12 protein-coding genes are annotated in these 12,293 nt (G+C 61.6%); 7 read left to right on the forward strand and 5 right to left on the reverse strand.

From position 1 onward, the window contains the following. Nucleotides 1-163: 163 nt before the first annotated feature. Complete coding sequence (locus BLS41_RS27400) at nucleotides 164-1,075, reverse strand: LysR family transcriptional regulator (RefSeq protein WP_074770512.1); 912 nt, start codon at nucleotides 1,073-1,075, stop codon at nucleotides 164-166. A 349-nt stretch (nucleotides 1,076-1,424) separates the two neighbouring features. On the opposite strand from BLS41_RS27400, the gene BLS41_RS27405 reads away from it, so the two are divergent. Further along, nucleotides 1,425-2,930 (forward strand): MFS transporter, encoded by a 1,506-nt coding sequence (locus BLS41_RS27405; protein ID WP_253189822.1) that lies wholly within the window; start codon nucleotides 1,425-1,427, stop codon nucleotides 2,928-2,930. Between the two features lie 97 nt (nucleotides 2,931-3,027). On the opposite strand, the gene BLS41_RS27410 is transcribed toward BLS41_RS27405, so the two are convergent. Beyond that, nucleotides 3,028-3,699 carry an RNA polymerase factor sigma-70 gene (locus tag BLS41_RS27410; RefSeq protein ID WP_074770513.1) on the reverse strand — a complete coding sequence of 224 codons (672 nt, stop codon included), beginning with the start codon at nucleotides 3,697-3,699 and terminating at the stop codon, nucleotides 3,028-3,030. A gap of 480 nt (nucleotides 3,700-4,179) precedes the next feature. Here BLS41_RS27410 and BLS41_RS27415 point away from each other — a divergent pair, with 480 nt between their 5' ends. Together BLS41_RS27415 and BLS41_RS27420 are read left to right on the forward strand one after the other, a co-directional pair. Then, nucleotides 4,180-4,488, forward strand: coding sequence for a putative quinol monooxygenase (locus BLS41_RS27415; protein WP_074770514.1), 309 nt, complete (start codon nucleotides 4,180-4,182; stop codon nucleotides 4,486-4,488). Further along, nucleotides 4,488-5,648, forward strand: coding sequence for an iron-containing alcohol dehydrogenase (locus tag BLS41_RS27420; RefSeq protein WP_074771225.1), 1,161 nt, complete (start codon nucleotides 4,488-4,490; stop codon nucleotides 5,646-5,648). The genes BLS41_RS27415 and BLS41_RS27420 overlap by 1 nt, the downstream gene beginning before the upstream one ends. 357 nt (nucleotides 5,649-6,005) lie before the next feature. Here the strand turns inward: BLS41_RS27420 and BLS41_RS39690 are convergent, their stop codons facing one another. Further along, a complete protein-coding gene (locus BLS41_RS39690) occupies nucleotides 6,006-6,908 on the reverse strand; it encodes a highly repetitive protein (protein ID WP_253189769.1) in 903 nt (300 codons plus the stop codon). On the opposite strand from BLS41_RS39690, the gene BLS41_RS39695 reads away from it, so the two are divergent. Both BLS41_RS39695 and BLS41_RS27430 read left to right on the forward strand, forming a co-directional pair. Then, the gene (locus tag BLS41_RS39695; protein WP_253189770.1) at nucleotides 6,820-7,953 is read left to right on the forward strand and encodes a collagen-like triple helix repeat-containing protein; all 1,134 of its coding nucleotides are present in this window, start codon (nucleotides 6,820-6,822) and stop codon (nucleotides 7,951-7,953) included. The two genes, BLS41_RS39690 and BLS41_RS39695, sit on opposite strands and share 89 nt — an antisense overlap. A 90-nt stretch (nucleotides 7,954-8,043) precedes the next feature. Next, a complete protein-coding gene (locus BLS41_RS27430; RefSeq protein WP_074770516.1) occupies nucleotides 8,044-9,309 on the forward strand; it encodes an isoprenylcysteine carboxylmethyltransferase family protein in 1,266 nt (421 codons plus the stop codon). Between the two features lie 174 nt (nucleotides 9,310-9,483). On the opposite strand, the gene BLS41_RS27435 is transcribed toward BLS41_RS27430, so the two are convergent. Beyond that, nucleotides 9,484-10,347: an EAL domain-containing protein gene (locus BLS41_RS27435; RefSeq protein ID WP_074770517.1), complete on the reverse strand. Its 864-nt coding sequence runs from the start codon at nucleotides 10,345-10,347 to the stop codon at nucleotides 9,484-9,486. A 401-nt stretch (nucleotides 10,348-10,748) separates the two neighbouring features. Between BLS41_RS27435 and BLS41_RS27440 the strand changes: the two genes are divergently transcribed. Next, a complete protein-coding gene (locus tag BLS41_RS27440) occupies nucleotides 10,749-11,027 on the forward strand; it encodes a transposase (RefSeq protein WP_143026377.1) in 279 nt (92 codons plus the stop codon). Between the two features lie 325 nt (nucleotides 11,028-11,352). Next, on the forward strand, nucleotides 11,353-11,670 hold the full coding sequence (locus BLS41_RS27445; RefSeq protein WP_074770518.1) for a DUF4148 domain-containing protein: 318 nt from the start codon (nucleotides 11,353-11,355) through the stop codon (nucleotides 11,668-11,670). 347 nt (nucleotides 11,671-12,017) lie between these two features. Here BLS41_RS27445 and BLS41_RS27450 read toward each other — a convergent pair whose 3' ends face one another. Continuing rightward, entirely contained in the window at nucleotides 12,018-12,266 is a 249-nt protein-coding gene (locus tag BLS41_RS27450) for a hypothetical protein (RefSeq protein ID WP_074770519.1), read from the reverse strand. Between the last annotated feature and the right edge of the window lie 27 nt (nucleotides 12,267-12,293).

The following is a 12,293-nucleotide window of genomic DNA, read 5'->3' on the forward strand; positions in this document are numbered from 1 at the left end:
ATACACCCTCTTTTAAGACTTGTGTCTTATAGATGACTTGAAGCAACATTCCGGTGCTGCGGTGCCGCATATTTAGCCTGATTGCGCTAAATATTTTTCCATCTGAGATAATCCACACCTGACCTCGAGGAAGCACGCTGCCTGCGGCGCGGGCAAATCCGTGTCAGACCGCCGTTCCAAGCATCGCGGGAATCTCGGCGACCAGCGCGTCGATCGCGCAGCGCGTCTTCAGCGCGAGGTAGCGGCTCGCCGGCCACACCGCGTGAATGTCCTGCGACGGCCGGAAACAGTTGTCCATCACCGTCACGAGTTCGCCGCGTGTTGCGTGGCGCGCTAGCAGCCAGCTAGGCAGCCACGCCAGCCCGAACCCGGCAAGCGCGGCGTCCACGATGCCCTGCATGTCGTCGAAACCCAGTTGCGGCTGAACTTGCGCGCGGCGAATCTGCCCGTCGGAATCGACCACGTCCCACGGTTGGGCCGTTCCGGCGCGCAAGTAGGCGATCACCGCGTGTCCGCGCAATTCGTCGACGTTACGCGGTGTGCCATGCCGCGCCAGATACGCGGGCGACGCGCCGATGCTCGCGTGCTGCATGCCGAGCTTGCGGGCCGCGAGGCTCGCGCTGTCGGCGAGCGGCCCGACACGCACGGCCAGATCGAAACCTTCTTCGATCACATCGACAAAGCGGTCGGTAATCGAAATGTCGATCTTCAATTGCGGATGTTTGCGCGCGAGTTCGAGCAGCACCGGCGCGACGCAATGATGACCAAAGGCCTGCGGCACGCTGACCCGCAAGCGCCCTCGGGGCTCGCGCCGCCCCGAATCGAGATCGGCTTCGGCGGCTTCGAGTTCGGCCAGCGCGCGCACGCAGCGATCGTAATAAGCCTGACCGTCTTCGGTGAGGCTCTGGCTGCGCGTCGTGCGGTTCAGCAGACGCACGCCGAGCCGCTTTTCGAGCCGCACGATCACCTTGCCGACCGCCGAACGCGTCAGGTTCATGCGTTCGGCCGCCAGCGCAAAGCTGCCGGTTTCGACGACGCGAACGAAGGTCGTCACTCCATCAAGGATGTCGCTCATATTTCTCGCCAGATTTCTTCATTATTGGTTCCTCATGAGACGCATTAACAGGATTTACATGCGCCAATGGGGACTTGGATTCCCTCTATATTACTCATTCACGAATGGCCAAGGCCATCGACCATTGAGGTGAGAATCCATGTCCAGTCATCTGAACGCGCCGCCGCGGCGTGACGAATCCGCACGTCAGGCAACCGACCCGACAGCGTCGGAAATTCCGCCAGCGCGCGGCCCGGCAACAACCCGGAACGAGCAACAGAACGCCGCAGACAACGTCGCTCCGTCGACGCACGTGTTCGGCCTTCACCGCAACCTCCTCGCACTCGGCGCGATCTGCCTAGCGTCGCTGATGTTCGGCCTCGAAATCTCCAGCGTGCCGGTGATTCTCCCGACGCTCGAACGCGTGCTGCACGGCGACTTCAAAGGCATGCAGTGGATCATGAACGCCTACACGCTCGCCGTGACGACCGTCCTGATGGCAACCGGCACGCTCGCGGACCGGTTCGGCCGCCGCAAGATTTTCGTGATCGGCATTGCGTTGTTCGGCGTGACGTCGCTGATCTGCGGCCTCGCGCAGAGCGTGCCGACGCTGATCGCCGCGCGCCTGCTGCAAGGCGCGAGCGGCGGCGCGATGCTGATCTGCCAGGTCGCCGTGCTCTCGCATCAGTTCAGCAGCGGCCCCGAACGCGCCCGCGCGTTCAGCGCGTGGGGGATCATCTTCGGCATCGGGCTGGGTTTCGGACCGATCATCGGCGCGATGATCGTCGCGGTGTCGGGCTGGCAATGGGTGTTCTGGGTACACGCGCTGCTGGCCGTCGTCACGTTGCTGCTCGTGTTCGGCGGCGTGCAGGAATCACGCGATCCACACGCTCATACGCTCGATGTCGCGGGCATCGTCACGTTGTCGCTCGCGGTTTTCGGCCTGGTGTATTTCATCACTCAGGTGCCGGATCTCGGCTTCGCGAACCCGCGCGCGCTCGCCATTCTCGCGGCGACCGCGCTCGCGTTCGCGGCCTTTCTGTGCGCGGAGAAATTCAGCGCGCGCCCGATGTTCGATTTCTCCGTGTTCCGGATTCCGCAGTTCTCCGGCGCGTTGATGGGCTCTGCCGGGATGAACTTCAGCTTCTGGCCGTTCATGATCTATCTGCCGATCTACTTCCAGATCGGTCTCGGCTACGACAGCGTCGACGCGGGTCTCGCGCTACTCGCCTACACGCTGCCGACGCTGCTGTTCCCGCCGCTCGGCGAACGGCTGATCGTGCGATACGGTTCGGGAATCGCGATCCCTGCCGGGCTGTTGACGATCGCCGCCGGCTTCCTGTTGATGCGATACGGCAGTAGCGCGGCGCATCCGGGCGTGGTGAGCATGTTGCCCGGTTGCATCGTCGCGGGTGCGGGCCTCGGACTCACCAACACGCCCGTCACCAATGCAACGACCGCCGCCGTTCCCGCGCAGCGAGCCGGGATGGCGTCCGGCATCGACATGAGCGCGCGCATGATCACGCTCGCGATCAACATTGCGTTGATGGGCGCGATTCTGGTCGGCGGGATTCTGTTTCATCTGAAAGCTAATCTGCCGTCAACGTTCGACGCAGCGCAACTCGGCGGACTCGCGCAAAAAATTGCCGCTGGCAATGTCGGTGGAATCGGGACGGAGATGCCTGGGCTGGCGCGGATCGATCCGTCTGGAGAGATCGTGCACGCCGCGTTGATGCGTGGATTCGGCTGGGTGATGCTGTACGGCGGGATCGGCGTCGCCGTGCTTGCAGCGTTGAGTTTTGCGATCTCAGGAGGTTCTTCCAGACGGCTGAATAAAGCGCAGCCGCAGCAGGCCGCACGCTGCGATTCCTGCTGACGCTAAGCTAAAACTGAAACTGAAGCGCCCGGCGGGCCGATTTCAGCGGCTTGCCGCGCGCTTCGTTCCGCAACGGCGCCCGGCAAGCGCTCGCGCCTCACCGCCGACGCACGCGCCCTCCGCAATACTCCGGGCCGGTCACTCCGCGATTACTCGCGTCGAGACAATCGACGCAATGTCTCTCCGCGTCGCGCACCATGAAATGCACCTGCGTTTGCGACACATCGAGCGCGCGCGCCGTGTGTTCCAGCGTTTCCTCGCGCACGCGCACCATTTCGAATGCGGTGCGGCTGCGCGGCGGCAATTGCTCCAGCGCGTTGAAGACTTGCCGCAACGCGTCCCGCGCGAGGATTGCGTCTTCCGGCGATGGCGCGTGCAACTCGTTTTCTTCGGCGCAACAGGTTGGCTCATCGCAGCCCTCCTGACTCTGGCGACGGCAAACATCGATCGCCGCGTTATGCACCATGCGGGTCACGTACGCGACCGGCTGACGCACGGCGTCCTGTTGCCGGAAGTCGACAAGCTTGATGAAGACATCGTGGACCACGTCCTCGGCGAGACTCGCGCAACCGATCAGGTCGTGAGCCAGTTGAACCAGCGCCGGACGATTGTCGATCAGCACGTCGAGCAGGGTGCCCTTCTCCCATGCCACGCCATCGGACGCACCGCGCGTGCGACGCGCCACTGACGTGCAGGCGCTCCCCGCGCTGAGAACCGGCTTCCTTGGTAATGCTGTTGAAGGCTCCTGCCGGACCAGCACCTCAGCCATGAATTCGCTCCCGCTGTTTTCAAAGGACAGAACGTCAATTTATCGTAAACGCGAATCATTCTCAAACACGAATTCAATTGGCATGGGTTTCGTGGACTTCGATCCCCTCTCGACAGGTGCCGTTGAGCGTGCCAACCGGACGGTTAGTCAGTGGCAAGTGCAGACTCTTTCGCAACCTTATTCGCGGCGCATTGGCTTGTGGCGCGAGTCAGCCCGGCGCGTGGAGCAAATCGACCCGAATCTGGTACAACTGAAGGCTGTACCGAAATTGTGGATATTCCTGCATCGATTGGAGCAAGCGAGCAGGAGCGTGCCTCCGCCGACGCCACACGCGCCGCCTGCGTCGTATTCGGCAGAGCGCCCAGTTTCGACACGCATAAAAATGCAGTCGCCGCGCCCGGCCCCGCGACGACAAACCGTATGGATAACCCGGGTGCCGGACGTCCAAACGCCGGCCGGCCCGCCTTGATGGAGTGATAGATGGCTGATGCTTACCTGCAGGTGATCGCGCATTACTACGCCAAGCCCGGCAACGGCGACGCGCTCGTGGCACCGCTCACGGAACTGGCGGTGGCTACCCGCACCGAGCCCGCCAACCTGTACTACGAATTTTTCCGCTCGCCGCTCGATCCCGATCACTTCGTGATCCTGGAGGAGTACAGCGACGCCAACGGTCTCTCCGCGCATCGCGAGACCGAGCATTTTCAGCGCCTGGGATTCGGCACCATCATTCCGCTGCTCGACCGGCGCGAAGTGTCGAGCCACATGGTGCCGGGAGACCCGGCATGATGAACACGTTCAGGTTTCAAACCGTTCCGACGATGGTCGTCGAGTTCGGCGCTGCTCGCCGGCTCGGCGCGTTGCTGCGCGGACAATTTCCGGCGCTCACGCGCGTCTGCGTGGTCACCGATGGTTTCCTGCACAAGAGCGGCCTGCTGAACCCCGCGCTCGCCGATCTTGCCGCGCACGGCTGGGACGCGATCGTCATCGATGACGTCATCGCCGATCCGCCCGAACACATCGTGCTCGACGCAACGTCGCGCGCGCGGCACGCCGGCGCGGAGATCGTGCTGGGCCTTGGCGGCGGATCGTCGATGGACGTCGCAAAGCTGATCGCCGTGCTCGCGCCGCAGCAACAGCAGGCGCTCAGCGAAATGTATGGCGTGAACAAGGTCAGCGTGTCGCGTCTGCCGCTCGTGCAGATGCCGACGACCGCTGGCACCGGCTCCGAAGTGACCGCCGTGTCGATTGTCACGGTCGGCGAGGCGAAGAAGATGGGCGTGGTCGCGCCGCAACTGATCGCCGATCTCGCGATTCTCGACGCGGAACTCACGCTCGGCCTGCCGGTGGCGGCGACTGCGGCGACCGGCGTCGATGCGATGGTCCATGCGATCGAGGCGTACACGTCCGCGCATCTGAAGAATCCGATTTCCGACCTGCTCGCGGTGAAGGCGCTCGATCTGCTGTCGCGCAATCTGCTGCGTGCGTGCGAGGACGGCCAGAATCGCAACGCGCGCGAAGCGATGTTGCTCGGCGCGACCTTTGCGGGCCAGGCGTTCGCCAATTCGCCGGTTGCCGCCGTGCATGCGCTGGCTTATCCGATCGGCGGCATTTATCACGTGCCGCATGGTCTTTCGAATGCGCTGGTGCTGCCGCACGTGCTGCGCTTCAACGCCGACGCGGCGGCACATCTTTACGCCGAACTCGCCGATGTGGTGGTGCCGGGCGTGACGGGCAGTGTCGAGAGCAAGACGGCGGCGCTAATTGAGCGGCTCGAACAGATGATCGCGGCAACCGCGATTCCGGCGCGGCTGCGCGATGTCGGGATCGAACGTGACGGCCTCGAACGAATGGCCGCCGATGCGATGTTGCAGACGCGGCTGCTGGTGAACAATCCGCGGCCGGTTAGCGAGCAGGATGCGTTGGAGATTTATCTCGCGGCGTTTTGATCGCGGCGTTTTCATTGCAACGTTTAGTTGCCGGGTTTCGTTGCTGCGTTTCTGGATGGGAGCCGCTAACCGGGGGATGGCGGCTTTACACCGTTACGCATAACTCGAACGTTACGTAGCACGGCGTGGAACATGGCATCACCGCCACTCGCGAAAAGCGGTTTTCCACGCTGAATATTCCTTACTTTTTATTACTCTCCGAATATCTGTTTGCCGATCGCTAAATCGACGCGATAAAACACGTTTGGCGTGCAATTTGCGTTGATGTCCCCATCAACAGTCGTTCAACGGGGACATCATGCAAAAATTTGCCGGTCGGACAGCCATCGCGGTGGCGACATCTACGTTACTCGCGCTCTATGGCTGCGGGTCCACGCTTACGACGCCGAGTAGCGGGCTTGGTGGGAGTAATTTGTCGGGTACTTCTGGCACCTCGGGCACCTCAGGTACTTCGGGCACTTCGGGTACTTCGGGTACTTCGGGTACTTCGGGTACTTCGGGTACTTCGGGTACTTCCGGTACTTCCGGTACTTCCGGTACTTCGGGCACTTCGGGTACTTCGGGTACTTCGGGCACTTCGGGCACTTCGGGCACTTCGGGCACTTCGGGCACTTCGGGTACTTCGGGTACGTCGGGCACTTCGGGTACGTCGGGCACTTCGGGTACGTCGGGCACGTCGGGTACGTCGGGCACGTCGGGCACGTCGGGCACGTCGGGCACGTCGGGCACCTCGGGCACTTCGGGCACCTCGGGCACTTCGGGCACTTCGGGCACCTCGGGTACCTCGGGTACCTCGGGTACCTCGGGTACCTCGGGTACCTCGGGTACCTCGGGTACGTCAGGTACTTCGGGTACGTCAGGTACCTCGGGTACCTCGGGTACCTCGGGTACGTCAGGCACTTCGGGCACCTCGGGCACTTCGGGCACTTCGGGCACTTCGGGCACTTCGGGCACTTCGGGCACTTCGGGCACCTCGGGCACTTCGGGCACCTCGGGCACTTCGGGCACCTCGGGCACCTCGGGTACTTCGGGTACTTCGGGTACTTCGGGTACTTCGGGTACTTCGGGTACTTCGGGTACTTCGGGTACTTCGGGCACTTCAGGCACCTCAGGCACCTCCTCCACCCCACTCGGCAACATCCTCACCAACGCCAGCAATCTCATCACCGCCGTGGGCACCACCGTCTCCGATACCGGCACGAAGGTCACCGGCACATCGGTCCCCGGCCTCAACGGCGCGACGACGGCCAACCTCGGCACCGCCGTCACCGATCTCGGCAACGGCGTGAAAGCCTTGGGCGCAGGTACAGTTGCCGGTCTCGGCACGCTCGGCAGCTCGGCCAATCCGCTCGGACCCACGCTGACGTCCACCTCCACCGTCGTCTCGGATGCCGGCTCTGCGGTCAAGGCCGTCGGCGGCGTCGTGACGAGCCTCGGCAGCGGCCCCCTCGCCCCGCTCGCACCGGTGACATCGACCTTGGGCAGCGTCGTCGGCGGAGTCGGCTCGGGTGTCATCGCGGTCGGCTCGGGGCTGAACAAAGCGCTCTCCAGCGGCTCCGTTCAGCAGATCGAGACGCAACTCAGTTCGGCGATCAACCCGATCACCCTCACCGTCTCCAATACGACGCAAACGATCGGTAACGCCACCGGACTGGGCGCGCCGCTCAACAACCTGCTCGGCACGCTCGGCAACGGACTCAGTTCGGCTGGCGCGAAGGTGTCCGGCGCGACAGGTAATCAGCTCGGCAAGGATGTCGGGGGAATCGTGAGCCAGTTGGGGAATACGGTCACCAGCACGGGCGGCCTGCTCACCGGCGCGACGACCAACCCGCTCGCGCCGCTCACGGGCGTACTCGGCGGACTGGGCGGCAGCGGCACCGGCGGCGCGATCTCCATTCCGCCGTTGACCGGCCTGCTCGGCAATCTCGGTAATCTCGGCTCGCTCGGCGGAACGGGCGGCACCGGCGGCGCAACCGGCCTCGGCGGCCTGCTCAGCCCGATCACGGGCCTGCTCGGCAAGGGCGGCGCCACAGGCACGACCAACCCGCTCGCGCCGGTCGTCAATCTGGTCGGCTCGCTGACGGTGACCGTCACCGGCGGTATCAGCGCAACCGCAGGCAGCGGCACCACGACGACCACGACGCAAAACGGCTCGACGTCCAATCCGCTGACCACGCTCATCAGCGGCCTCACGGGTGGCACCGCTAGCGGCACCGGCAACACGTCGACCAGCAAGAACCCGCTCGCGCCGGTGACGAACCTGGTCGGCGGATTGCTCGGCGGCGTCACGGCAGCGGGCAAATAGGCATCACATCAAAGCGTTACTTCGATAAAGCGGCCGGGCGTCAAAAAATCAACAGCCCGGCCGCCTCAGTGTCATGACTACGAGGATGACATGAACTCCACTTTCGAAACCGTCGCGCCCATCCACGACCCACGGCCGCGTTCGGCCACGCCGTTTCCGGTCGGCCTGCTCGGCATCGCAGCCGGCCTGCTCTCACTCTGGCTGCTGCGCGACACGCCTGCACTGAACGGTGCGACTCGCGGCACGATCGCCAGTCTCGCGATCATCGCGACCATCGCCGCCTATGAGCTTTTTGTCGCGCGCGTCTATCTGCGCCCGAGCGCCGGGCTCGCGAGCACCGCGCTGCGCCCGCTGAGCATTGCGCGCGTCGGTTTGCGGCTGGGCGCACTGGCTTCGATCTATGCCGGCATCGGCCTGCTCTACTGGCTATTGCCCGAATATCACGGCGCGTTCTACGACCCGTTCTGGTCGCTGATCCGCACGCTTGCACCGTACGTCGCCGTCGCCGCGCCGTTTTACTTTGCGTGGATGGACCGGCGTCAGCGGGAAACCGACGACGCGTATCTCGTATGGGCGCGCCTGCTGTTTCGCGGAGAGCGCCCGTCGAACTGGAAGCCGGTGCGCGAAATGCTGGCGGGCTGGATGGTGAAGGCGTTCTTCCTGCCGCTGATGACCGTCTACCTGTCGACCAACGCGGATCATCTCAATGCATCGCTGACAACCGCGCTCGACGCGCCGTTCTCGCTCGCGTCGTTCCGCTTCATGTACGACCTGTCGTTTGCAATGGACCTGATGTTCGGCACCGTCGGCTATCTATGCACCTTTCGTATTCTCGACAGCCACGTACGCAGCGCGGAACCGACCACGCTCGGCTGGCTGGTTGCGCTTATCTGTTATCAGCCGTTCTGGTCGCTGATTTCAAACCAGTACATTCACTACGAAGGCTCGGTGTTCTGGGACAACTGGCTGATCTCGCTGCCGCTCGTGCGGATCGCGTGGGGCGCGGTGATCGTCGCGCTGCTGCTGTGCTATGCGCTCGCCACGATCTCGTTCGGCTTGCGGTTTTCCAACCTGACCAATCGCGGGATTATTACTTCGGGACCCTATCGATTTACGAAGCACCCGGCGTATATCACGAAGAATCTGGCGTACTGGATGATCTCGGTGCCGTTCATCGAACCATTGGGATGGAAGGTGGCGATCATGCATTGCGCGTCGCTGGTGGCGGTGAATCTGCTGTATCTGGTACGCGCGAAAACCGAGGAAAAGCACTTGATGAACGACCCGGACTATCGCGCGTACGCAGAGTGGATTGCGCGTAATGGGTTGATAGCGAAGCTGTCGCGCGTCTTTTGAGCAGCACGCGGGCTTATCGAATGATGTAGCCCGATTCAACGCCCGCGTTATTTTCCTGCGCCTGCAAACAGCGATTCGCATTCGACTGCGGTACACCTGAAAACAAAAAGCTCGATGCAGAGGAATGCATCGAGCTACCACGCCTTCAGGCGACGTTACGTAACGGACTATGGCTTACGCCACCGCCTTCCTCAACCCCGCCTGCGGACGCGAAAACACAAATCCCTGCGCCAGCGCATCGGGCCACTTGCTCAACCACTGCAACTGGTCCTTCGTATCCACACCGTCGACCACTACCCGCATTCCCAGCGAATGCAGCAGGTCCAGCAACGATGCCATCACCGCACACGCGCGCCTGTCGCGCGGCACCGCGCTCATCAATTCGCGCGCAATCGTGATGGTGTCCACATCGAGCGCGCCCAGCAGCGCCAGCGACGACGCCCCACTCCCCCACTTGCCCAGCGACAAGCCGACGCCCGCATCGCGAAGACCCTCAGTCAGCGTGCGCAAGGTCAGCAATTTTGCCGCTTCAGCGCTATCGGTCACTTCAATTTCAAACAGATCGAGCGGTACGCCGTAAGACTCAGCCACGCGCGCGAGATCGTCGGCGAACGAATCGAGCAACGCGATTTGCGCGGGCACTGTGATCGCAACCGGCTGCATCGGCAGGTTTGCGTCGAGGCATGCACGCAATTCACGGCATACGCTATCGACGACGAAAGCCGCCATTTCACGCGCAACCTGCGGGTTCTCAAGCGGCATATTGACGATGCCGGGAAGCAGCAGCCCATAGTCGGGATGCGCCCAGCGAACCTGCGCTTCGAGCCGTGCCAGTGCGCCATCATTCGTACGATAAGCACCTTGAAACACGAGATGAAATTCGCCCGCGCGCAAGCCGTCGCATACCCGGCTTTCGAGTTCGCTGAGTCCCATCGACGGATCGCTGGAGATTTGTGGATCGTTGGCAACGCTTTCGACGGTCGGCATGGTGAACGAGCGTGCGAGCGAGACGTGTCTGGAATAGTCGAGCGTGTGCATGGCAAATGGCGATTTCTTTTAACCCGGCCAACCTACGCACATGTCGTGCCAGTCGGCGCAATTTAGCCACGGAGCGCACGCTTAATTCGCTGAAAGTGCCGTCTACATTGCGGTTCACGACTTATTCGCGAATCGGTTGCTGCGTTACCCTTTCTCGCCAAACGTTTGCGTTTCGCTCACGTTACGTAGCGCCACGTCGTGACGTAACGGAACATCTCAAAGTTGAGACGGGAACGCTCACTGTTACCCAAAAAACGCGCCATATCGCACAGGATTTTTTACCTGATAACGCCGCACAATTGCATTTGACCGTTTAAAAAAGATTGACTAGTATCCGCAAAACGCAGCAACAACGACTGCAAATTTCTTCAATAGTCACCAAAACAGTCACGATTCAGCCGATGCTAGAAATTCCTCTCTCCGACACTGACTGGGCTCGCGTTGAAGGCCTTTTTCCCGAATTACCGTCCACTCGCGGACGACCTCGACGTAGCAATCGTGAGATTCTCAACGCGATACTTTGGGTGCAACAACAAAAGGAAAAATGGCACCGGCTTCCCGCAACGTTCCCGCCGCAACAAACCTGCTACCTGCGGTATACCGAATGGAAAAAGACCGGTGTTTTAGAACGGGTAAATGAACTTCTCTTCGCTGTGGAACCTGAATTATCCGGCTGCTGATCCAACTCGAATCGCTCCGCTTGCCGCATGAACGCGCGAACGCCCGACGGCATGCGGAGCAGACAGAATGCTTAGCGATCCTTTTCTATTCGAGCGACCACCTGACAAAACTGCTGCACCGCAAATGCTGGCGATAAATTCGCTACGGCCCTGAATTTCCCCAAGCGCCCGCTTTTTTCCCCCAGCGCCTTTGTCTCAAATTTAACAACAAACCTTCCCTGAATAGGTCATTACTCTCTCCAGTTTGCAAAACTACAATGCAATCACTGACTACGAACAACAACGTTCGCAGCAAGACAAAAAATCGAACTGGAGGTAGTTCAAAATGAAATCGCTTCTTCAAGCTGTTGTTATCGCTGCCGTGCTGGCCGCTCCTGTTGCATCGTTCGCTCAATCGAACCAGCCGGTGACCCGCGCACAAGTTCGCGCAGAACTGGTTCAACTCGAGAAAGCCGGTTATCACCCGGGCATTTCCAGCCCGCATTACCCCGCTGACATTCAAGCAGCGCAAGCTCGTGTGAACGTTCAGAACGGTACTGCACAAGCAGCCGAAAGCGGCTTCGGCGGTGTGGCAAGTGGTTCGTCGCAATCCGGCCATGCCGTCCAGGCGAACGGTCAGAAGTCGATTTACTTCGGCCAGTAAATAGTCGCGAAAGCTAATTGCACTGCAACTAGCGTTCAAGCGGTAAGAACCGCAAGCACGAAGCGCCGGAAGTGAAGCGCGAATGTGCGTCTCAGCGCGTCGACAGACGCGCGACCAGACATAAAACAAACTGGCCCGCGACCGGGTTTCTCCGATCGCGGGCCAGTTGTGTATTGCTTACCTCCGTCATCGGCTACCGATGACTTCGCCCGGGCCTTCGCGGTCCGGGCGCTTTTTCACAGCGCTCGTTAGCGCCGGATAATTTTTTTCGGCCCTGATTTGCAGCCCTGATAATCCTGCTCGCTGCGCTCTACTGCGGCGCCCTTGTTAGCGAGCCCGTCACCGCATCAATCGCGCGCGACCAGTTCGCCCACCTGACCACGGCCTGTGACAAGGCAGTTCGACAGGAAATTTTCTCCTTGACTGCTGGCCCCGACGTCCCCAAAACCTTTCTTCAACGCGTCCGACTTCACCATCTTCGCGCCCTGGTGGCAGGTTATCGTCCCTACTTCGCCAGCCTGCGCGCGCATCAAGGCTCGATCAGCCATCAGATAACCGAGCAACAGCACAACGGCAATATTGAACGCTTGTCTCATGGTTCGCCTCCTCTTTAGAAGAGACTA

The sequence above is a fragment of the Paraburkholderia fungorum genome, from assembly GCF_900099835.1.
Taxonomy (GTDB): domain Bacteria; phylum Pseudomonadota; class Gammaproteobacteria; order Burkholderiales; family Burkholderiaceae; genus Paraburkholderia; species Paraburkholderia fungorum_A.

Bases quoted from the DNA above. Each gene is read 5' to 3' on its own strand.
- BLS41_RS27440 (WP_143026377.1), top strand. From the start codon at position 10,749: ATGCTAGAAATTCCTCTCTCCGACACTGACTGGGCTCGCGTTGAAGGC.
- BLS41_RS27415 (WP_074770514.1), top strand. From the start codon at position 4,180: ATGGCTGATGCTTACCTGCAGGTGATCGCGCATTACTACGCCAAGCCC.
- BLS41_RS27420 (WP_074771225.1), top strand. From the start codon at position 4,488: ATGAACACGTTCAGGTTTCAAACCGTTCCGACGATGGTCGTCGAGTTC.
- BLS41_RS27405 (WP_253189822.1), top strand. From the start codon at position 1,425: ATGTTCGGCCTCGAAATCTCCAGCGTGCCGGTGATTCTCCCGACGCTC.
- BLS41_RS27430 (WP_074770516.1), top strand. From the start codon at position 8,044: ATGAACTCCACTTTCGAAACCGTCGCGCCCATCCACGACCCACGGCCG.
- BLS41_RS27445 (WP_074770518.1), top strand. From the start codon at position 11,353: ATGAAATCGCTTCTTCAAGCTGTTGTTATCGCTGCCGTGCTGGCCGCT.
- BLS41_RS27400 (WP_074770512.1), bottom strand. From the start codon at position 1,075: ATGAGCGACATCCTTGATGGAGTGACGACCTTCGTTCGCGTCGTCGAA.
- BLS41_RS27410 (WP_074770513.1), bottom strand. From the start codon at position 3,699: ATGGCTGAGGTGCTGGTCCGGCAGGAGCCTTCAACAGCATTACCAAGG.
- BLS41_RS27450 (WP_074770519.1), bottom strand. From the start codon at position 12,266: ATGAGACAAGCGTTCAATATTGCCGTTGTGCTGTTGCTCGGTTATCTG.
- BLS41_RS27435 (WP_074770517.1), bottom strand. From the start codon at position 10,347: ATGCACACGCTCGACTATTCCAGACACGTCTCGCTCGCACGCTCGTTC.